The organism is Rhodococcus sp. NPDC080181, from assembly GCF_040702225.1.
In the GTDB taxonomy this organism is placed as follows: domain Bacteria; phylum Actinomycetota; class Actinomycetes; order Mycobacteriales; family Mycobacteriaceae; genus Rhodococcoides; species Rhodococcoides fascians.
Window position 1 is genome coordinate 32585 of sequence record NZ_JBFBKN010000024.1, and the last position, 22332, is coordinate 54916.

At 62.4% G+C, this 22332-nt stretch carries 15 protein-coding genes; 8 read left to right on the forward strand and 7 right to left on the reverse strand.

Annotated elements, in window-relative coordinates; genetic code table 11:
• Positions 1–174 precede the first annotated feature (174 nt).
• The 6 genes from AB0O58_RS22115 (at position 175) to AB0O58_RS22140 (ending at position 1983) form a co-directional block, all read left to right on the forward strand.
• A complete protein-coding gene (locus AB0O58_RS22115; protein WP_366238804.1) occupies positions 175–543 on the forward strand; it encodes a hypothetical protein in 369 nt (122 codons plus the stop codon).
• Between the two features lie 46 nt (positions 544–589).
• Complete coding sequence (locus AB0O58_RS22120; RefSeq protein ID WP_366238805.1) at positions 590–718, forward strand: hypothetical protein; 129 nt, start codon at positions 590–592, stop codon at positions 716–718.
• A complete protein-coding gene (locus AB0O58_RS22125; protein WP_032373185.1) occupies positions 715–1002 on the forward strand; it encodes a hypothetical protein in 288 nt (95 codons plus the stop codon). The genes AB0O58_RS22120 and AB0O58_RS22125 overlap by 4 nt, the downstream gene beginning before the upstream one ends.
• A gap of 146 nt (positions 1003–1148) precedes the next feature.
• Positions 1149–1427 (forward strand): hypothetical protein, encoded by a 279-nt coding sequence (locus AB0O58_RS22130; RefSeq protein WP_366238806.1) that lies wholly within the window; start codon positions 1149–1151, stop codon positions 1425–1427.
• On the forward strand, positions 1427–1618 hold the full coding sequence (locus tag AB0O58_RS22135) for a hypothetical protein (protein WP_366238807.1): 192 nt from the start codon (positions 1427–1429) through the stop codon (positions 1616–1618). The genes AB0O58_RS22130 and AB0O58_RS22135 overlap by 1 nt, the downstream gene beginning before the upstream one ends.
• Positions 1615–1983 carry a hypothetical protein gene (locus AB0O58_RS22140; protein WP_366238808.1) on the forward strand — a complete coding sequence of 123 codons (369 nt, stop codon included), beginning with the start codon at positions 1615–1617 and terminating at the stop codon, positions 1981–1983. The genes AB0O58_RS22135 and AB0O58_RS22140 overlap by 4 nt, the downstream gene beginning before the upstream one ends.
• A 43-nt stretch (positions 1984–2026) precedes the next feature.
• Here the strand turns inward: AB0O58_RS22140 and AB0O58_RS22145 are convergent, their stop codons facing one another.
• Positions 2027–2392, reverse strand: a complete 366-nt coding sequence (locus AB0O58_RS22145; protein WP_230593400.1) for a hypothetical protein — start codon at positions 2390–2392, stop codon at positions 2027–2029.
• 277 nt (positions 2393–2669) lie between these two features.
• Between AB0O58_RS22145 and AB0O58_RS22150 the strand changes: the two genes are divergently transcribed.
• Together AB0O58_RS22150 and AB0O58_RS22155 are read left to right on the forward strand one after the other, a co-directional pair.
• On the forward strand, positions 2670–3326 hold the full coding sequence (locus tag AB0O58_RS22150; protein WP_366238809.1) for a hypothetical protein: 657 nt from the start codon (positions 2670–2672) through the stop codon (positions 3324–3326).
• Positions 3327–3521: 195 nt separating this feature from the next.
• Positions 3522–4040, forward strand: a complete 519-nt coding sequence (locus tag AB0O58_RS22155; protein ID WP_366238810.1) for a single-stranded DNA-binding protein — start codon at positions 3522–3524, stop codon at positions 4038–4040.
• A 115-nt stretch (positions 4041–4155) separates the two neighbouring features.
• Here AB0O58_RS22155 and AB0O58_RS22160 read toward each other — a convergent pair whose 3' ends face one another.
• The 6 genes from AB0O58_RS22160 to AB0O58_RS22185 all read right to left on the reverse strand — a co-directional run bounded on the left by AB0O58_RS22160 (position 4156) and on the right by AB0O58_RS22185 (position 22320).
• The gene (locus AB0O58_RS22160; protein ID WP_209912162.1) at positions 4156–6192 is read right to left on the reverse strand and encodes a cutinase family protein; all 2037 of its coding nucleotides are present in this window, start codon (positions 6190–6192) and stop codon (positions 4156–4158) included.
• Between the two features lie 201 nt (positions 6193–6393).
• Entirely contained in the window at positions 6394–6696 is a 303-nt protein-coding gene (locus tag AB0O58_RS22165; protein ID WP_155288609.1) for a hypothetical protein, read from the reverse strand.
• A gap of 75 nt (positions 6697–6771) precedes the next feature.
• Positions 6772–8937 (reverse strand): hypothetical protein, encoded by a 2166-nt coding sequence (locus AB0O58_RS22170; protein WP_366238811.1) that lies wholly within the window; start codon positions 8935–8937, stop codon positions 6772–6774.
• Between the two features lie 475 nt (positions 8938–9412).
• Complete coding sequence (locus AB0O58_RS22175; RefSeq protein ID WP_366238812.1) at positions 9413–15151, reverse strand: hypothetical protein; 5739 nt, start codon at positions 15149–15151, stop codon at positions 9413–9415.
• A gap of 276 nt (positions 15152–15427) precedes the next feature.
• Positions 15428–19666, reverse strand: coding sequence for a type IV secretory system conjugative DNA transfer family protein (locus tag AB0O58_RS22180; RefSeq protein ID WP_366238813.1), 4239 nt, complete (start codon positions 19664–19666; stop codon positions 15428–15430).
• 95 nt (positions 19667–19761) lie between these two features.
• A complete protein-coding gene (locus AB0O58_RS22185) occupies positions 19762–22320 on the reverse strand; it encodes a hypothetical protein (RefSeq protein WP_366238814.1) in 2559 nt (852 codons plus the stop codon).
• Positions 22321–22332 lie beyond the last annotated feature (12 nt).

Genomic DNA, 22332 nt, shown 5'->3' on the forward strand with positions numbered 1-22332 from the left:
CGGTAGCACAGACATTGCTGGCAAACGGGACAGGTGTTACGCAGGCCAGATGCGGATCTGAACAGCATCTGAAAAGAGAGCGCCAGGGCATCGCCCAGGCCGGAAGTACGAGTAGCGGCCGCACGGCTGATTGCGACGCCCCTCTCGCTGGACCGACATCTCAAGGAGTCACCGATGAACCTCATGACACGTGAACCCGCAGGCCTGGTCACCGAGCGGACCGTCCCGGCATTCGGCCCCTACTCGGCCGCCGCAGTCTCACTCGACTCCGCTCTCGATCAGATCGTCTCGTCTGGCGCCGCGATCGCCCGCGCCGTCAACGGTCACAGTGCTCCACACGTTGTCGCAGAGCTGATCTCGTCTCGGCTGACTGTCGGGTTCGGAGCGGTGAGTGCGACGGTGTTCTTTGCTCACCACGAACAAATCTTCGCAGTGTCGGGCGTCATCATCGGCGTCAACGAGATGGCAGTCCAGTTCGCCGATGAACACCGTCACCTGCGCACCTGGCCAGTGGCCACGGCCATCGCCCTGGTCTTGAATTGACCACCGCACCCTTGGCTCGTCGCCCACCATCAACGAGGACTCACCGATGAATTCAGACGCTGCACTACTGGCAATCCAGGAACTGATGGACGGTGTCACCTGGACGCCCGAAACCCTCGACAGCATCGCCGACATCATGCGACAAGCCGGCTACCGCGTCGAGGGAAGCAAATGACTATCGACATCACCGATGCGGCTCTCGCGGACATGGAATACACACCCAGAGAACAGCTTCGGTGCTCGTGCAATTCGATTAGAGACGGTGCGAGCGGACTGTCGTACTCCTACGCGATCCTCGGCGTGAACTGCCCGGACTGCGAGAGCTACAGCGACGACTGCAGCGAATGCGATCGGTGGAACAGCCTCACTCGCGAGGAGCGCATCGCCGAAATCGTATCCACCCGTGAGGCAACCGCAGCTCTCGCAGCCGGTACAGACCGTTTCGACTCGCCCTTCTGACCTCTTCGCACCCGGCGCCCGATTCATCAGTGCGCCCCTACAACGCCCGCCCCGCAGTGTTTGACCCGGCACTGCGGGGCGGTGCTTCCCAACCCAGCACCGAGTTCTTTCAGGAACACCGTGCCCACAAAAGGAGCAGAACTTCGATGCCAGCAGACCTTCACGCCGCATGCGGTCGCCGAGTCTTCTACGACCCGAAGGCCGGCCGCTACGGCCACCTCGCCACCGGTACGGGCACATGCCCGACCGACGACACGGAGGACTTCCTGCCGTCCACATGGAAGAACGAACTGATTCTCAGACCCGATGGGCGTTTCGATGTCGCAGATACCGAGGCCGCGAACGAACTGTACGGATGCCGGCGAGACACCGAGTGCATCTTGAAGAGTGGCCACGCCGGTGACTGCGACGAGGAGCGTGCGTAATGGGTTGGGCCGAGCGTCAGGCCGATGAGCAGGAGCGAGAACGTGAAGCCGCAGACGACAACGAAAACACGATCGAGCGCCTGCACGATTACCTCCAACTCCACAGTCACGTCACCGGTGGGCTGCCTGGCAACGCTGGCCAATACCTCGACGCCGTGCGCGCAATTCTGAACGGTGAGGTCTCGTCATGACCGCGACACCGGATACCGGTCCCGAGGAGCCCCTGACCGACCTGGCTTTACTCGGCGCGTTCCGGGCCTGCATCCATGGCGAAGGGATCTCGTACGCCGCACACCTGGAAAGTCATCTTGACAGCCCCCGGCTGACCTATCTCGTACAAGCCCTGGCCGACCGTGGAATCGTCTACTTCTTGACCGGAGACGAACGCGAAGACCACCCCGCAATTCTCGACCTGAAAGACGAAGACGGCAATTTGATCGGCGAGGCATTCATCAAGACCGATGAAGCCTGGGCAACGCTTGTTCGGCTGCTCGAGCTGCGGGCCGACTCTTCCGACTGCGCTGTGTGCGAACCGGTAGCTCACGCACCCAGATAGCTGTCACATGCTGGCCACCGACGCGATGTCCCAGCCCAGCAAATCAGGACTCGAAGAAGTGTGCGCGCCAATAGGCCGCCGACTCACTCGTCTCCTTGACCACTCGATCCCGCGTCGCAGGTGCCGGCCACAGCTGGACCAGATACGTGTCCGCGTCGTCGGTGGCTCCGGGTCGAGCCTCGTCCATCCCGAACGCGCTGTAGCGGACTCGGTAGCTTCCTGCGGCGAGCGACACCGGCCGGCCGACGCTCTCTCCCGAGAACTCGACGATCCGATATGTCGTAGGCCGAGACAGTGTCAGTGACGTTTCCACCACGTCCTCCCAACGGTCATCGATCTCGGGCTCATCGGTGCGCTCCTCAACACGCAGCGGCGGATCTCCGACGTTCGGCCCCGTGATAAACACCAACCTGCCAGGCTTCGCTGCGCCGCATAGTCCGTTGCTCTGTCCGGCGAAGGCAGCCTCAAAAACGAAATCATCTGTGTAAGCGGATGATTCAAAATAGAACTGCCCATAGTCGATCGATATTTTCCCGTCGAAGACCAGTCCGTCGTTCGTGAGATCGGCGCCCTGACCGTCGGGCTCTTCGCGGGCAGCGGCGCTGAGAAACGACATGGGTAGATCGTAGATCGCACGCCGCTGCACCGCACTCCCCGCCATCTCGCACAGAATCTGGAGAACACCCATGTCCGCACCCGCGGCCACCTCGCCAACACCGTTCAGTGACACCACACGTCAACTCATACGCAGCCACACGCACAACCTCGAATACGAGATCGACTCGCTGCTCGATGAGGAGCGAAAGGTCATGGCGTACACAGTCGCTCGCCTGGCAACAGCGCAGTATCCTGCCGCCACTCGGGTCATTATTCGTGACCTGCGCATCGCAGACGCTGTCGCGTGCGACGTCGACGGAAATGAGAAGAAGCTATCGGTGGATGCAGACATCGCACCGAGTCTGATCGCGATGCTGCACCGGTTGCCGACGGGCGACTCCAGCGCGTGGGAACGACACCTGGACACGATCGAACTCGACGTTATCGCAGCTCTCGACTTCTCCGACCAGTACCCGTTCCAACAGGTTCAGGACCGGATCGTCGCGTACATCGAGGAGAAGACCGGCCGCACTGTTCGGCGAGTCGAAATCACCTCCGAACTGTGGGACAACGGCTACTTCTACGACGACACCGTCGCGGTCGACTACACCGACGGTGACAGCGATGAGATCCTCATCGCGGACATGGCCGAGTTCTCGGGGGAACTGCGGCACGAAGTGGGGGATCCCGGCCCGAGTACCGTCGTCACGATCGTGCGCACCAACACAGGCATCTCGATCCGCTGACACAGAACATATTGTCAACAGCGGCAGACACTCTCGCCAATCGCCAAGCCGTGACACGGATACTGACGAACATTAGTCCTGAGCGAATCACGTTTCTGGACAACACAGTTCATTGCTTGGTGGTGTACCTGTCTACCCACGCCGAAAGCAGCTACGATCAGTGCACTCGCACAACCGAATCCAGGGAGTTTATACATGGCAGGCGACACCGTCATCACCGTCATTGGGAACCTCACAGCGGACCCAGAACTCCGGTTCACTCCGGCCGGGGCCGCGGTCGCCAACTTCACTGTGGCGTCGACGCCCCGCACCTTCGACCGTCAGACCAGCGAGTGGAAAGACGGGGATGCGCTATTCATGCGCTGCAACATCTGGCGTGAGGCCGCCGAAAACGTCGCCGAGTCCCTCACCAAGGGTGCGCGGGTGGTTGTGTCCGGTCGACTCAAGCAGCGCTCGTACGAGACACGTGAAGGTGAGAAGCGAACTGTCGTCGAACTCGAAGTCGATGAGATCGGGCCTTCTCTGCGCTACGCCACCGCGAAGGTGAACAAGGCATCTCGTGGCGGCGGGGGTGGAGGCGGCGCCTACCGAGGCGGCGGGAGCAGTGGCGGCACCGGCTCGGGCAGCGGCGGTGGTGCGAATGACGATCCCTGGAGCAATGCGCCTGCTGGCGGATCCTTCGGCGGCGGCTCGGACGAAGAGCCTCCTTTCTGACAGGTCCCCTGCTGGGGTCAAGAGAGAAAGACGGACATACGACAACACCCCGCCCAGCTCACGCGAGCCGGACGGGGTGTTGCTTTCTGCTGTATCGATTACCCGAGTGTCACCGTCATCGGCCACTGCTGCCCGATGTAGTGGTGGCCGGTGCAGTCGTCCGCGGGGTCGTCGTCGTCTTCGTGTCGGACTTGCCGCCGAGCTGAACTATGAAGTACTCGGCCATGTAATCGACCGAATTCAGGTTGCCCACCAACGTCTTCGACGTGTACGCGCTTGTATGGACGCCGCTGGCGATGAACGAACCGAAGTCCATCATGTCTCCCGCGAACTTGCCGATGGTGTCGATACCGCCTGCTCCACCGACGCTGTTGACGAGCTGAGATGTCATCGAGACCAGATCGCCCCCGCCGGCGCTGACCGCGCTGGTGCCGGTCTTCTCAACTGGAGTGCCCATCACTCCACCGAGCACCGACTGCAGGCCGACCATGCCAATGTCTATGCCGATCGGCACCAATTTGACAGCCTCGGCCGCGTTACCTTCCACAACAGACCATGCCACCTCTTGGGCCTGACCGACATTGTCGGCCAGCCTCTTGACATCGACCTTCGCGAGGATGCGCATCACCTCGGCGGCGATCTTGGTACCACCGGACGGATCCGGAATCAGTTCGACCATGCTCGCAGCCATAGGCATGACATTGGTGTTACCAGCAGCGGCAAGATCGACCCAAGGTGCGAGCATGTTGTTCAGGTCGCCGGCACTGGCGTGTGCACCCTTGGCGTCCATGGCTGCGAGCTGGGTCCCGAGCTGATTGACCTTCGCGGCGATGGCCGCGAAATCGGTCGACAGCACCGTGGTGAGCGTCATCATCGCCGTGTCGACCACTGTCGAGATCTTGAGCTCACCGAGAACTCCCGTGGCGGCAGTCAGATTGGACCGGTCCATGCTGCTCAGGGCCTCACCCTGCGAGGCCACGTTCAGACCCATCGTCGCCAGAGACTTGAGAGCCTCTCCGCCGCCGGCGAGGTTGGTAGTGCTGGTGTCACCCGACGTCAGTCCGGCCACCGTTTCCGCAATGGACGCCGTGTTCGAGATCAGACCACCGAGATCGACCCCGTCGAGAGTGGAGAGCACGTCCGAGGTCTGAGCGCCGGGTGTGCCCGTCTTCTCTGCCCCGAGCAACTCACGGGTGCCGCTGGTATCGGCGAAGTTCTTGATGTCCGCCGTGGAGCTGTACGTGTTGTTCAGACTCCCCGCCAGCTGTCCGATCTTGTCGAGCTGTGCCTTGCTCGGCAGACCTGCACCCTCACGGGTGAGCGCCTCTGTCCGGTTCTTCAGCTCGGATGCTTTGTCCCCCACCGCTGTCAGATCCGTGTCGCCGAAGTCCGAGACCAGGTTTTCGAAGCCACCAGCACTCGGCCCGACAGTTCCATCGAGTGGAGGAACAGTTTCGTCGGTCGCCCCGGTGACCGCCTTGCCCATGATCCCGACGAACGGGTTCGAAGAGTCGGTGTTGCAGTACATGTCGTCCTCGTCGCAGACCCATTTGATGCGCCCTTCGAGGGAGCCGTAGCCGCCCGGGCGTTCTCCAGCAACACCTTTGCCCGCCAGCTTCACTCCGACCAACTTCTCGGATCCGCGCTTGGGATCTGCGAGAAGTGCCACACCGCGAACCGAGGCAGCCGGCACCGGCCCTTGGCCCTGGCCGATGTGCCAGGCGACGTCACCGGCGACCTGCGCGCCTTGGCTGTAGCCTGCGAGGACGATCTTCGACGTCGGGCACTTCGCCATCAGTCCGGCGGTCGCCTGCACGCCGTTGCTTTCGCTGGCCTCGTACGTCATGCCCTTGTCGAACGCACTCGCAGAGTAGTTGACGTAGACGACGGTGATCTTCTGGCCGAATTTCTGCTCGAGCTTCGTCCCGACCTTGGCCAGCATCCCAGCCGGCTTGCTCGGATCCGCATCGATGGTCGTTTCGGTCGTGCCAGGAACCATGTAGGCCATGTATTCCGTGCATCCCTCGCCGAGGGTCTGGGCTGCTGCCGTCTGGAGGCCCGTAACAGCACTTCCCGCGGCGACGACCGTCATGACACTCAGTGTCGCCAACGCTCGGGTCATACCGAGCTTCAGTCTCGAACGAGCCGCCATCACATCTCCCACCTCATCTGTCGACCGGAGTGCTCGACATTGTCGCCCCAAATAACTGTACTTTCTCGCGAGCCTATCAAATCAGGGCCTGTACCTGGCCCGACGGACGCAGACTATATTTCTCGACAAACATCGAACCCGCGCAGCCGATAGGCTGCGCGGGTCTTTTGTCTCGCGATCGATAGGCTGTATTTCACGTCGTCAGAGTTCGTAGCCGTTGTCCCGTGCATGCTGCCTCGCGAGGTTGCCCGTCAGGTCCATGCTGTAGGTCACCTGCGCTCGCGGAGATGCCGAGCCGGCCTCCTCTTCGTCACGCTTCTGCGCATCACGGCTTGTGTCCCGAACACCGGCGGCTTCGAGCTGAGACAGAGTGCGCTCTTTCATCGCGAGCGCTCGCTCGATACCGTCCCCGCCGAGCTTTGTCGCCGCGGCCGCGCGCTGCTGCCTGGCGGATTCGGCTTCGGTCTTGGGTGTGCCCATTCCCTCAGAGACCATGTTGCTCAAGATTCCCATTGTGTTCCCCTCGTTCTTCTGTTTCGGACATCAGTTTCTTGGTCTTGGTTTACGTCGCTTTGGCGGTCAGGTAGTCGGCTCAGGGCCGACCTCTCGGTTGGTTGCCTTTGCAGCATTTCCCCCGAGAGCGGGTGGGGTCGCACGCTTTTCCGGCTGTGGCCGAAGACCTTTCCCTACACCTGCAACATCAGGGCCGGGCTCCCACGGTGACCGCGGGGCGCTCGATGTTGGCGGGGTCCATGCCGGCGCTGGAGCCCCGGCGCTGGCCTCGTCGCGGCGGGCGTGGCGGCCCACAGTGTGCTCTGCTCGGATTGGTTCACTCGTCCGCCCCTGACGAGGGTGCTCCGGTATCGGCGTTCTCGGGGACTCCGATCGTGTCGGAGCTTGATCCTGCCTTTCTGTACCGGCACTCCGCCCGGGTGTCGCCACACTAGTTCGGTCCAGCGGCTCTCGTCTGTCGACTCCGCGCCGAACCGATTGCGGCCGTGCAACGTTGACGACACGTCGTGGGGCGAGAGCCTCGCCTCCTTGACGATTCGTCCGCTCTGCCGCCAGAACATCGGGATGTGCCCGTGGACCCCACGGAGCCAGCGCACTGGGTCGAGGGGCCTCGGTACCCAACTCGCGTGCTTGTTCCGACGGCGCTGCAGGCTGCCCGACCATCTTCGCTGCGTGCTCGCGATTGACCGGCTCGAAGATCAGGGGGCGCACAGGGACGTGTTTGCCTCGCTCCCTCCCCCGCGCCACCAATTCAGCCACAGCCTCACTGTGACTGTCCCCGAACTGCTTCGACATGAGAGCAACCGCCTCGGGTTCGGCTGTCTCGAAGGCTTTCATCCCGTTCATCAGTGCATTGGAGGCGACCGTCTGGCGAATTCCTTCGTCGATGCCGTCGTCGGCCATCGCTGCGTACGCAACTCGGCTGCGCTGTGCGCAGGCAACAGACCTGTCCCTCGATGCACCACCGATTCCGCTGGGATCGAGGTTGTAGTCCCGCAGTTCCCACGACGCCAGGTGCCCGATCACCGCTTTGCGCAGCTCGGCCGGACCGGCTTTCGATGCCAGAGCTAGATCTTGAAAGACCAACGTGCTCAGCGAATCCTGGTGGCTCCGTGCATCGGCGACTCTGCGCACCTCGAACATGCGCGACCTGGCACTGTCGAGGAGCTTGCCTGCGGCCATCGACCACTGCCCGCCCCACGAAGCGACCGCAGCGCCTCCACTACCGGTAACCACGCTCTGCTGACTCGGGCGGACGCTGCCGCCAGCAGTCTCGACGAACTGCGCCAGGCGCAGATCTTCCACCCCGTCGGTCCGCCCTGCCAGGGTGCGCGCGGTCGCGGTGACCAACTGTGGGTCGAGCTTCTGCGACTTCCAAATGTCGTTGAGCTCGTCGACCGTCTCCTTCAGGCTCGCCGTGACCGCGTCGGGATCTTCGCCTTCGCGCATCGCGACGTAGGCGTCTTCGTGGATCTGCAGCAAGGACATCGCGGCGGCTTCGGTGGAGAACGGTACCGACTCCGCGCCTTTCAGTACTGCCGCGACTTGATCGAGCATCGCCTTGTCTTCGCGCTGCGCCGTCGTTTGTGCCGCCTCGACCGTCTCCCGGCTGCTCCCCAGTGGAACCCGCGTGTTGTTGTCGAGATTCTTCGATCGAGTCACACGTAGTGCGTCGTTGATCTTGGTGTTGTAGTCGGCCATCAGCTCACGGAAGCGGGGGCTCAGGGCCCACATCACAGCGGCGGTCGACACTGCCTCCGTCAATGTGCTCGCATCTATCCCCTGCGCCATGGGTTTGATGCAGTTCAGTGCCATCAGTTGCGTGTACTGGTCGTGCCGCTCGCTCAGTAGGCCGGCCTTCTCCTTCGGGCTGCGCTTGGCGTTCTCTCCAGAAAAGAGCCGGTTCCTGACCGCCTCGTCTCGCAAGCCTTTCGTCACTGCCTGACGTCTGGCCGTAGCTTCTCGCGCGACGGCTGCTTTCGATTCGTCGGTGGCTGGCTGGGTATTCGGGGCAGGAGGTCCGGGAATGACGTCCGCGAAGACCTGGTCCGCGAGGTCGACACCGTCGATCGGCTCTTCCTCTGCCAACGCCGGCTCTCGGGCGGGTTCCGCTTCCGCCCGAGCCTTTTCGATTCCGCGTGGTTGGCGCTTCTTGAGCCCTGGCTGCGCTGCCGGAGTCGGCTCCGGCGCTTGTCTCGGTATCGGGCTCGGCGAGCCTATCGGTGCGGTCATCGTTGCTTCCCCATTTCTCGCAGGGACACCCGTGCGCCCGGTGTCGCTCTTTCTGAGTTCGTGTTCGCCTGATCTGTACTCGCGTGCCTGATTTGCCCTCGGTCAGCGCTGTCTGTCAGCGGTTCGCTTGCGCGACATGGCATGTGAGACCGCCGCCAACTCGTCGAGCCGAGCTTGAATGGATGGCCCGGCCACCGGTTCCACGATCCGTTCGTTGGGGACCGACGGCGTGGGCCTCCGCGGCTCATCCGGCCTATCCCGATCGACGTCGTCGTCCTCGGTGTCTGACTCCGTTGCCACTCGGGAAGCGGAGGGTATTTCGCTGACCCGCCCCTCGTCCAGCAGTGCCTGTTCCTCTGCTGCTGCAAGTCTGTCCTCAGCGGCCTTGTCCCGTTGCCGCCTTTCCCGTCGCAATCGGGCTGCGAGCTCCAGCCCTTCGGGGCTCGGTTCGGCGCTGAAATCGACTGCCACGCCGTTACGCTCCCATTCCTTCGTGTTCCATCCTGCGGGCCGCGGATCCTGCTGCGATCGCGTCAGCCTCGGCCGCGAGCTTGTTCCACGGTGTCGCAGAACGTCCGTCCTTCGTGTTGCCACCGGCCGGGACCACGGGCTTCGTGACTGCCGTGTGTGTGGTCACCGACCCCACTGCGGGGGCAGCTGGGTCGATGCCCGGCCGTGTTGCGCGAGCATCCTTCGCGCTCTGCTTCAGGAACGGATCCGGTCGTGACGAGTGACCCATGGCTGCACTGCGTGTCCGAGCGGTCCACTCCGAACGCAGCAGCTTCGGGCGGTGTTCGAGGTACGTGTCGGCTCGTCCGATGGCCGCGTACTCCACCGAATCCGATCGTTCGACGCCAGCAGCCTGCAGCTGGGCATCGAGCTCGATGTTGTCGAGCACTGTGGTCGGCGCGAACGACGCGTTCACACCCTCGAACAGTTTGCCGCGGGCCTGCGCTGCTTCGAGCAGATCGTCGAACTTGCCGCCGTATGCGAGCGCATCCAGAGTCAGTGGCCTGGCGTCGTCAGGCCAGTCCTCCCACGACTGGCGGTCCGTGCGGAACATCGTTCCCGTCGTATCGCTGAGTGCCGCAGCCATCGCCTCCACGTGCTCACGCACGATGGACACACCCATACCGGCCTTGTCGGCATACATGCTCATGAACTGCTCGGTCCACTGCTTCGACGTCGCCTGTAAGGGCTGGCCCCGTTCGTCACGGAGAACCTCCCAGCGGTGTCGCCCGTTCTCGTCCGGTGTCGCCCTCATCTTGTTGCCACGCCACAGATCCTTGGCAGCACCGCTGATGATGTCCGCGCGATATGCCGCGTCGACAGGGTCGTGTTTGGCCTGCAGAACGGATTGGGTTGCGGGATAACTTATTTCGCACGCCGCAGTGACCAGTCCCTGTGCCCTCGCAAGCTGGATCGCGCTCTGGCTGATCGAACCCGCGATCCCCGTGATCTGCGACTTGAACGCGGTCGCAGCCTGAGAGCCTCGATACTTCTCATCGAATACCTTCGGATCGGGAATACCGACATCGGCGCAACGTGCGATGGTCCCGTCGTCCGCGATGTCGAGATCGGTACCGAGATACTGGGCATACTCGCGCAGTTTCGAGACGCTGCCCTTACCGCCGCGCTCGTAGCAACCCTTCACCGATTCCAGGTGGTCACCGAGGTCACCGAATCGCAGCACAACCCGGTTCTTGGTGTCCGCCATGCCTTCTCCGTAAACCGACTCGCTGAGAGCAGCCATCACGGCACGATTGGCGTCGCAGAATTCTTCGGCGCTCATTCGACCGTCACGACGGGCCTGCTCGTTGTCGTTGGCCTCGCCGATCAAACCTTCCAGATCGGCTCTGCGCTCGACGTTCTCGTAGCAAGCAACTTCGACATCGAGCGAGGTGTGCAAGCTCAGCGGGTAGACCTCACGCTCGCCCGTGCGCCTCATCAGACCCTGATCGTCGCGCTCCCACACACCGATCGTGGTTCGGGCACCCTTGTCCAGCAGGTTGGCTTCGACCGTCAGCTTGTCGAGCGCTTCGAAGTGCGCGTACGGACTCAGATTTCCGACCAGGCCGACGGAGTCACCGTCGAAGTCGCCGTCCATCGACTTGACCGACACGGGGTTGACCGCGACACCGGTGAGCGAGTCGTCGATGCTCACCCGCAGGTACCGGACACCGCCGTCGCGTAGAACTGGATCGCGCCACACGAGCACGTAGCCATCGTCACGCGGCGTTCCGGGGGTGTACTCGACTCCTGCCTCGGCTGCATCCTCCCGGGTCATCATCGGAACTCCGAGCTCGACAGCCATCGCCGAGTTCATCGCGACCTGATCCACCTCGAGCCGCGGATCTCCGGTCCACACCGCCGTCGCCGAGTGCGAGAGCCGGTTGGACATGATCGATTCCTTGAACATGTTCTTCTTGGATTCGACACGGCGAGAGATGACGTCAGCCGAGATCGAGTTGTAGGAACGCTGGGCGTCGGCCTGCCGTGCTCCCATCTCCTCGCTCTGGCGTGCAGCTCCGGTGGTGTCGCCTTTGGCGAGTGCCTCGTCACGCAGACGTTCCGCCTCGAGGTAGGCCGTCGCGCTTTCCGAAATCGACATGTACAGCTTGGTGTGGTCGTGCCGACTGACCGTGCCGTCCACCATGTCCTGCTCGCTGCGCAGCCGTGAACTCAGCACCGGCAACACCCACCGGCCGGCGTTCACCGGCGAGACTTGGGTGGCACCGCCACTGGCGAGCTTGAGTGCGAACGGTAGCTCCATCAGACCGCCACTACGGCTGATCGCTTCACCGAAGGCCTCACCCATCGCCGCGTTGTTGATGCGCGGTAGCTGATCCTCGGGCAACGACTTGCTGCGGGCGAATCTGATCGGGGCCGGGATCTCGAACACTTTGCGCTCGGCAAGCGCCTGCGGAGTCGGCTCGGACCTGAGTGATCCGTCCGGCTCGACGTCGAGACCCAACACCAACATGTACTCGCGGACATTGGCGAGGCCGGAAGTGTTGTCCCCGTAAAACTGCCGCATTACCTCGTACGCGCCCTGGCTCTGCAACGCCCATGCCAGCTGTGAGGACGCTTTGCGGCCCTTGCCCTGAGCCATCGCTTCGGCGTCGTACACGTTCGTCTTCGCGTCGACCGCCATGTGGGTGACGATCAGGTTCAGCTCGCCCATCGCTGCGGGGATCGCGGTCATCTCGCCCTGCTCATCGCGAACGAACAGATCCGCAGGCGACTGCATCAGCTCGCGTGCGGTACCGCCGTTGAAACGGCTGATCGGTGAGAACGGGCTCATGACGACGTCGAGGTCCGGATTGGCCCGGAACATCTCGACCTGCTCCGTCAGTCCGAGATCCGCGGACGTCTGCGGGTCCATCTCACGATCTACGATTAGGCTGATCACGCCCTTGTTGCCGTGGAAGTCGCTGAGCTTGTCGCCGATGGTCAGAGGCCTCATCTGTCCGGTCGTGTCTCGGATCAGATGCTCCCTGGCGAAGTCCTGCGACACGACAATGCCGTCCTCGAAGTTCCAACCGCCGATCTGCGCCATCGCCGTCTTCGCACCTTCGACGACCGCAGAGGCCTGCATGACGTTGGAGAAGGTCATGTTCTGTCGATCGTGGGGATCGAACCCCATCGCCCATGCGCCCTCGTGCGCCGCGATCGGTACTCGAGCCTCCGGCGTCGGACTGGGAAGCAGAGACCCGTCCGCGGTGATGGTGGCACCGGGAGTCAGATAGCGCACGACGCCCTGGTTCTCGGCCATACCGGTCATCATCGGATCGAAGATTCCGGATCCCGCGTCACGATCGAGGACACTCATGTTCCTCATGCCCGTCAGGATCAGCGGATCACGGCCGTTGTCGTTGAGCTCGTCGAACTTCGGATCGTTCTGCGCCTGACGGTGCTTGAGTGCGTTCGAGCCCTTGGCCAGCTCGGTGGGGTACCGCACGCGCCGCGCCTCGGTGGACAGAATCGCGTCGCGCCACTGCTCGGACAGCCCTTCTTCGGCTGAGCGCTCGAAGAAGTCGACCTGGTGACGGTTCGTCGCAAGTCGACGGATCGTCGAGTTCAGAGACGTTGCACGGCCGACCTCACTGCGCGGATTCGCGATGTCCTTGGCGATGGTCGCTTCGATCGTTTCACCGAGCACCTGCTCGTAGCCTTTGACTCGCGTGCGCTGTTCTAGGCTCAGGTTCTCTCCCGGCTTCTGCGAGACCACGGACGCCTCGAATCCGGGCATGAACAGGAAGTTGTCGCCGCCGGCGAACTTCGTGACGACCTCGTTGTTGGCTCCGCGATCGAAGATCTGACCGATGGTGCCTGTGACGTACCGCTTCTTGCGGTTGACCTCTTCGCCGGTTGCACCGATCGAACGGTTGTCGTCCTCTCCGACTCGTCGCTCGGCCTGCCACACCATGATCCCGTTGTCGTCAACCTGCACGCTGGTCACCTCGGCGGCACCGCGCTCGATTGCCGCCTTCACTCGCGCACCCATCGCACGCATCAGTGCCGATGGATGTTCCTCGACGTCGACCGCGGTCTCCGCGTCGAATTTGATGAGGTTGTCGGCGACCATCTTGTTGTAGTAGCCGTCGCCGCGCAGCTGCTCCGCTGGAATCCCGGCCTTGGCGCAGGCTTCGACGATGTCGTCGTTGTTGCGCCACATGTTGTGTTCGGTTGCCATGAACTGTGCGACCCGTACCGGATCGAATCGCTTTCCGTCGTCACCGATCTCGTAGCTACCGACCATCGACGTCGCGACTAGCTCTGCATGAGCACGCACCTTGTCCTGCGGATGCGGCCCTGCATCCATGGCCGAGCTGACCGCCGCGGCAGCCGCATCGTCACCGTCGGCGACAGCCTGCGCGTAGTCCGCGGCCGTCGCGCCCGGGTCGAGTAGTAGTACGCCCGAGTCGGGATCGGTCAACAGTCGCCAGTAGTCCTGTGCCAGTGCGACAACATCTTCCGGCGCACCGGAGAAGTCCGGCACGTAGTCCGGATCCCCGGCGTTCGCTCTTGCCTCGGAGATCAGGCCTTCCACGTCGATGGCCGCGCTGACGCCCTCGGCGGCCGACGCAACCGCGTCACGAAGATATTCCTCGGCGGCTTCGGGGCTCTCGAACCACGTCGTGCGCTGGCTGACTACCTTCGCATCTCGTCGTATCCACAGACCCTGTCGTGTTTCGAGCATCGACTCGTTCTTCGATCCGACGTGATAGCTGTTCTGTCGCTGACGGGGTGCCGACCGGTCACGTGGCCCGACGACACCGATGGTCCCCTGCCCGTCGAGTCGCTGTACCTGCTCTCCGAGAGCGAACCGCAGCAGCGACACGGCCTCTTCAGGAGAGGCCGCGTGAATTGCTGCACCCTTCCCCTTCTTGTCGGAGTAGTAGGTCGCAATGCCGTCGTCGTACACACGACCGACCCACACATCGTTCGCCGCCACATCAGCGATTCGCACCGATGCTTTGCTTCCCACGATCGACGCTGCGATCTGCCCGGGGTTCCGGTCTTTGACCATTCGGTAGCCCGTACCCGACTCACCCAAGTGATCGAGAATCGCAAGCGAACGCTCCAGTGCCGCTGGGCCCATCGGACCCTTCTCTCGTGCCCCGGCCAGCACCCACGGAGCGAGATCGCGGTACTCGGACGCGCTCATGTACGGACGTAGCGCACTCAAGCCGGTCACGTCGGCCTCGGTAATCGCGGCCCCTACCTGGCGGGGTTCACCGCGTTCGGGGTCCGACTCCAGCGTCTGCAGCATGAATGCCCCCAACGGGCCGAGACGATCGAGCCGATCGAAACCCGTTACTGCATCTCCGATCTCGCTGCGTACGTCATCGTCGGAGATGGACAGGAGGTGTGTGCCATGGCCGAGAACCGTCTCGCGCCGGCTCCAGCGCGGATCGAACGGGCTCACGGGGAGCCGCACCCCACCTGCTGGAGTCTGGCCGCCAGCACCGATGAAAGTACCGAAGCTCGCCTTGATCTTGGCGTAGCTGACTTGGTCCGCGCCTCTCTCGGCGTCCGGGAACAGCGGGGTGTACTCCTCGAACATAGAACCGAGTGCTTCGTCGATCGACTCCATCAAGACGGAGGGGCCACCCTCGCCGAGCCTGTCGATGGTGGCACCCCTGCGTTCGAGTGCTACGTCCAGTCGACGGCGTGCTTCGCGGCCCTGGCTCGCCCGGAGCGCAGGCACCTGCTCGCCCCGCGCCGTGCGCCACTTCGGATACTCCGAGATAGCTCTGTGGAAAGTGTATTCGTTTAAGTAGCGACCAATGCCGCGAGCCTTGACGTCCACGGAGAACCCCGTCTCATGAAGTGTGTCGAACGAGCCAGTTCGACCGGATCTATTCTTATAGTAGTACATACGACCAAGTTGGCGGATTCTCCACAACTACCGATACACCCCCGTGACATGCGGAAGGCCGGGGCGTTCTCGCCGCCCCGGCCTTTGTCGAGAAAATACTCCGAGTTAATTCTCGGAGATACTCATCTGCTTCGCCATCTCCGCCTCGAAGTGCCCGTCGGCGATCCCTCGCCACGAGGACTGCTCCGAGAGCACCTTCTTGAACTCAGGGTGAATCCGGTACGCGGACAGAGCCGCCATCGAGTCGGGGTCCGGCTCCTGCTCCATGTGAACCCGTGAGCCCTCGTCTGCAGCCGCGCGTGCAGCATCACGCATCGCTGCTGACTCGCTGCGCGCAGTGATCATCGGTGCACCGGTACTCCGGAGCACCAAGTTGTCTCCCATGAGCGCGAAGAGCTCGTCGCGATCGAAGTCGCGCCAGCATTCCGCGTACGCTGCGGCCAGCTCCTTGTCGAGCGCTTCGTACACCCGGCCTCCGATCGGGTCGATCAGCATGTCCTTGCTGACCCATCCCTCCGCGTAGATTTTCTGCGCACTCGCAGTACGGTCCGCTTCGAGCCTGATCAGCTCTTGTTCGAGTTCGACGTCGTCGGTCGCGGCCCTGACTGTCGCTTCGGCCGCAGCCTCGAACATCGCCTCCTGCTCTGCGAAACCGAACACTGCATCCTCCACTGGCGGTGCCGGTGGCTCCATTTCACCGAAGATCGCCGCCAATTCCGCAGCTTCCGCCGAGACGTCGGTTGCGGCCTTCCGCTCGCGTGCCTTCTCGTACAACTTGCGACCGAGGATCACGTCATTGATGTCCATGACTTCGTTGCTCGATACGTCCGGATCCAAACGTGTCATGTCGAAGTCGCTGTACCCGTAGGCGTTGCGGTACAGGTCTTCTGCTGCCGGTGCCACCGCGGCCTGCGCCATACGCTTCTCCACCATTTGGAAGAAGTTCGGCTGGTTCAGTCGAACGTCGAAGTCCCGTGCCGAACTCAGCGTCGGGATGGTCTGCAGCGAGTAGTCCTTGCCCGGTTGCGCAATCGTGTTGCCGAACAAGGCGAAACTCATCGGCAGAATCGTCTCGTTGCGGTTCCAGATCGGCGGAGCGCCGGCGGAAAAGACGATCGAATTTCGTGGGGGTAGAAACGCCAGATCGTTGTAGCTGATGACCGGAATCTCTTTCGCCGTCATGTTGTACGTCACCGTGCCCGCTGTCTTGAACGCCACCTTCTCGGCGTTCTTGGTGACGGACTTGGAATCTCGGTACACCTGGTGGCGGGTACCGCTCATCTTCTGCAAGGTGTCGAGCATCGAATCGTCCGTGGACTTGAGAAAGACCAGATTTGCAGCATTGCCCTGCACGATCTTGTCCACGGACTCGCCATAGACGTCACGGAGCTGTTGCAACGTCTGCAGGATCAGTGTGAACTGCTGCTCCTGGCCGAGACCGATGGAGAGCATGGTCTCGAACCCGGCGATGCCGTGTCCCTCCGACTGGAGGTTACCCAGCTCGTCGAGCATGTACCGCGTCTTGTACAGCGGCTTCTGGGTCGATTTCGTCATGTACGACTTGTCGAAATTCAGGTCCACCAACTGCTTGAGCAGGATCAGAATCAGTTTCGCGTACTTCATCAGATGCGGCGGTGTCACCAGGAACACGGCCTTCGGCTTCTCCGAGTAGTGGACCTGAGTGCTGAGCACCGCGTTGCGCCAGCCCCTGACCTTCTTGATCAGGTCATTGTCACCGGAGTTGATCTGATCGAGTGTGAGCTGGTCGATGTTGAGCACTTCCTGTTCGAACGTCGTCGAGCCAACGACCATCTTCGAGTCCGACCCCGGCACCATTTCCGCCAGCAGACCGTTCTTGACGATCTTCGTCTCCAGCACCGGATCCTTGATGTAGATCCGGCCCTTGAGGTCGGTCTGATAGCTCTTGGTGAACCGGAAGTAGAACGTCTTGACCAGAGTGCCCGACTCGGTGTTGAGCAAGCGCAGCCGCAGGTATGCAATGTCGTTCGGGTAAATGCCCTCGAAGAACGCCCGCGCCCAACCCTCTCGACTGACGGTGTCCTCGTGCTCGTAGTCCTTTCCGAGTGACTCCTCGAAATTCGCGTCGGTGAACGAATCCCACTTCGCCTGCATACCGATGAGGTTGTACCGGCGCACGTAATTTTGATCGAAACGGACGCCGAAGCGGCGAGGGAAGCTCATTCCCCCCAGGTCGATGTTCTGGCTCAGCGTCCCAGAGGTCAGTGTGGAGATCGTCGGGTCGACGAAAAACGACATAGCGGTGATTGCGATGCCGTACACCGAAGCAAGCATCTTCTCGGCACCGCCCATCGCGCGAAGTGCTTTGTCCGAGTTGCCCACCAGGGTCCGCATCGAATTGACCGGCAGCTTGTCCGTGGCGTTGAAGAACAGGGTCAGCATGTCGACCTCCTGCTCGCCGTTCCACATCGGCATGAGCTCTTTCGCACGCTCGTTGGCCTCGTTGAAGGCTGCCTGGGCATCGAGATCGTTCTCGAGGTCTCCGAATGCGCCGGCAGTCACCTCGGCGTTGAGCCTGGTGATCGGGTCCTTGAGCTTCTTGGCCGAAAGCTGGACGAACAGCTGGTAGCAGTTGTAGAGAGTGACCTTGCCCCAGCTCTCATCGAGCTTGGTCTCGAGCACCTTCAGGTCCCACCCCTCGGCAGCGGCCTGCTTACGCATCTGCCGCTCTTCTTCGAGGTAGAAATCGATCATGCCGTAGGCGGTTCGCTTGAACGCATTGTTTGCGGCGTTCGGCCACACAGGATCGTCGGCGTTGTCGACAGGAAAGAAGACTTCTGCGATGTTCTCCACGTACAGAGCACAGGCCGTGCTGTTGCCCTCGCGGGCGGCTTCGGCGGCCATGCCCAGGGGGTTGTAGATGTCGGTCTTGAGTGCGTTGATCAGGTTGAACTGAACGACTTGGAAGCCCCGAACACTAGCTCGCACATAGTTTTTGACCAGCAACTCACCCTTCGGGTCGTTGATCACCATGTTGTTGGGTCGCCGTTCGCGCTGCCACATGTCCAGCATCGGCTCGATGTAGGTCTGTCCCTTACCGGCTCGGGTCATCGCCAGCACCATCGTGTTCACAGGCGCTTCGTCGACGAAATAGACTCCGGCCGGCCGCTGTGGTTCGTACTCGGGGAAGACCCAGTCCTCGTCGATGCGCTTGGCGATGGTGGCCTGACTGCCCTGCTTGTCCCGATTCACGCCACCCGGGTTGTACGGAATGTTCTGCGGGTTGAAGAACTTCCGCAGCGACTTGTCTGCAGGGAGGTCCGAGGCATCGAACAGCTTGTGCGCGAACGCTTCATCGAGAATGGGCACCTGATCGAACAGTGCGTGACCGTTCTCGTCGCGGATCACCTCACCCTTGTAGTGCAGCGTCTCTCCGTTCTCGTCGATTACGTCGGACTCGTATCGCTGCAGTAGCCGGACTTTCTTCGCCCCTCTGCTCGACAGCATCGCGTGACCGAGAAGAGACGACGGTGCGCTGAAGGAGTGTGCCCCGACATCAGGGAAGATCCCGTACTGCCTGATCACTTCTTCGGGCACAGCGATGTGCTGGTCGTCGTCGTACTGGTTGATGTCAGAGGTCTCGTACATCAGATTCTGCGCATCGAGCTTGCGGAGCAGCCACACCTTCGTGCCGCTCCAAGCAGCAAGTCCTGCCAGCAGAGTAGCCAGGAGGCGGACAAGGCTCACGTGTCCGCCGCTGAGCCAGGAGGCCACTGAGCCGTCGCTCTTCGCCACCTGCGGCATCGGTGCCCCTGCACTCTCGCGCGCGGCCTGCGTAGCGTCTACGTGCCATTGCGGACGCGCTATGTCGTCGAGCGCGAAACTGCAGTCGTTGTCGACGGGTTGTCCGTTCGGGTCGAGAAGGAGGTAGCACGTCTTCTCGACCGCGCTGTCCTGACCGCGCTGCTGGACTCGGAAGTACGGCTGAACGCCGAGCTCCTTGGCCTGTTTGAGTTCCGCCTCGAACTGCGAGCTCCCTCTGTCCGTCAAGTTGCTCACGGTGCCCGTGATCGCTCCTCCGAGGCCCCAGACGACCCACGCAAGGAGGGCGGCGAGGATCCCGATGACGATGGCGGCCGTCTTGGGTAGGCCTTCGCCGCGAACACGTCCGATCTCACCGCGTTCGAGCTGCTGTGCGCCGTGCACGTCGCGGTTCGCGATGGTGTCCTTGGTGCTCCGGTTGCGGATCCGATCCCAGGACGAGGCCTTGGGGCCGAGCTTGCCACTGCCCTTGGACGCCTTGTATTTCTTCGACGGCGCGGTGTCGATGTCCGAGTTACGTCCCGGCCTGCTCTTGGCGTTCATGTGCCAGTTTCCGTTTCTTCCTAGTGCCGGTGGTCCAGCTCGTCACGTGATACGAGGACCGGACGGGCTCGTCTGCGTTCCCGTCCGGTGGGCGGTCAGATCAGAAATGCCCCGGCCAAGATGCCCAGGCTGACCAGAACGATCGCCCCCAGAACGATGAGCACCAGTGCTGCGGTGTTCATGCGCGAATCGCGCTCGCGCATGGTCTCCTTGTCGGCGATGGCCTCGTCCCGCGCCCTCTCGGCCATCTCCACGCGCGCGTTGGCCATGCTCGCTACCTCCTGCAGTTCGCTGTCGCGATCGGCCAGGCTCTGGTCGAGACGTCGCTGCAGGTGTTGCTCCCGCTGGTTCTGATTACTCATCTGCAGGTCGAAGTTGCTGGTTTTGAGCTCGAGGCCGCGCTGGTGAGCGGCGCTCTGCTGCACCATCTCGACCCGCATCATCTCGATCCGGGTGTCCGCTTCGGTTCGTGCGGCGGCGATCTGGGCCTGCGCCTCGGACATCAGTTGCGCGTACCGCGCGTCGGTTTCGAGCTTGCGCGCAGCCACGTCCGACTGGAGAAGGTCGTCCTTGCGGTGGTCCTCGACGTAGGACGTCACCGCGGTGAGCGCAGCCTCGAACGCCACTGCCTCATTGGCCTGCTGTTCGAGGGCTTTGCTCTCGAGCGAATGCAGGATGTCGGAGAGCTTCTCGTCCATCATCAAACGGGCTGCAGCGCTTCTACTCTCGTTGAGTTCAGCCAGATTCATCATGCCCATCGCTTCGAGATCCGCGAGCACTTGCTCGCCGGCCTTGCGGACGTCGGCCTCGATATGAGCGCCGTTGCGGTGTTCGTACTCCTGCCGAGCGCGAGCGGCGGCGTCGGAGACGAACAACTCCGCTCGTCCCTCCCACATCGCCCGCACCGCATCTTCTGCTCGCATCTTTGCCGGCGCGGCACGCTCTGCGATCTTTTCCCGATCCGATTGGATCGCCGAATGCACTTTGCCCCAACGGGAACCGGGATTGCGCTGCGGATCGAACTCCCAGCTGATCTCCTTAGCCGCAAGGTCCGCCAGGTGCATGAATTGCCGGTAGAGCAGGCGCTCGTTGTCAACGTGCAGCTTGCGCAGCTGCTCGTTGAACACTGCGGCCATCGTCTCCGCTTGCTCGCCCAACCATGGGGTGTGAGAACCCTTGGGAACCGGAACTTGTGGGACCGGCGAAACCAGTCGTTCCTTGAATGGCTGTGGATCCACCACCAGCCCAAGATCGTCGTCTCTGTATTCGCGACCGGCCGCTTCCAGTGCCTGGTCATACGTGAACTCGGCACCCGGCTCGACAGCAATCGACGCTGATCGGTCCACGCCATCGGCTATCGGAACGCCACCCTCGGTGGAACGCCGTGCGGGAGCAATCGTCTTCTGCATCTCTGCAAGCAAACCCGTGAGATCGGTACGCAGAGAATCGATCTGCCCCTCGGTCGCCTTGATTACCGCTTGCGTCAAACGGTCGGGGTCAACATTTCCGCTCGGGGGTACGTCAGCGAAGTCGGGTTCGGACCACGGGGGTTCATTGCCGCCCACCGATTCCGCGAACTCTGGTGCCGTGTCGACACCGACAGCGTCGTAATCGCCGGAATCGGTGTCGAACTCGACTTCGTGGAGTTCATGCTCGAAGTCGACCGGATCGGCAGCAGCATTGTCCTCACCCATCTCGAAGTCGGTGAAGTCCTCGATGCCGACGGTTTCCGTGTTGTCGTCCTCGTCCGCGGTTGTTGCAGTCGACTCCTCAGCAACCGCACTGTGTCTGCCGCCCACGCTCGGACCGTCCGAGTATGCGGCCAGTTCGGCGAATTCGCTGGCAAGGTTGTCCACCAATTCCGATGCTGTCGGATACCGTCCCTGCTGGAACGCGCCGGCCAGGTACTCCATGTTTATCTCTTCGGCCTTGTTCAGCGCTCCGGCTCCGGACGCAGTGCTTTCAGCCGATCGATAGATCGTGAGCATCGAGGCGATGAGCGTCTTGTCGAGTACCGACGAGAGGTCGAGTCGGCCCTCCGCGATCTCGACGACCTGCGCGTAGAGCTGGCCGCTGACCGCGGTTTCCTCCGAGATCGGTGGTACCACGAACACTTTGACTTCACCTGTGTCCACGTCCTCGCACGCGACGGCATACAGGTAACGCGCCTCTGTGAGAAGGGCGATCTCGTCCATGCGTGCCAGCGACTGCGCATCCGGCACGATGCCGAGTGCATCGTCGGCGAGCAGTTCCGCGGTGACGACTGCATGGATATTGTCGGCTGCAATCAGGTTGATGATCGTGCCGCGAGCTTCGTCCTTGCTCCTACGGCTGAGGCCACCGAACTCGCCGACCGTGGGAAGCACAAGCAGGACATAGGCATTGAGGTCCGGAAACGCGAAAGCTGTGTTGAGGCGCAGCAACTCAAGTGCTGCACCCGGCGTCGACTCGTTGACCACCGAGGCCAGCCGGGCGTCCGAGGAGAGAAGATCGCCAGTCCCGTCACCTCGCGAGAGCCGCAGTCGTGCCCCTCCGACCACGCGTCCGACCGTGGATTTGATGCCACGGCTTGCACTCGCGTCGGACTCCGCACCTGTCGCTTCCTCTGGTTCGTCGATGCGGACGTCACTGAAAAAGTCGATTTCGTCATCCATTGAAAACCTCTG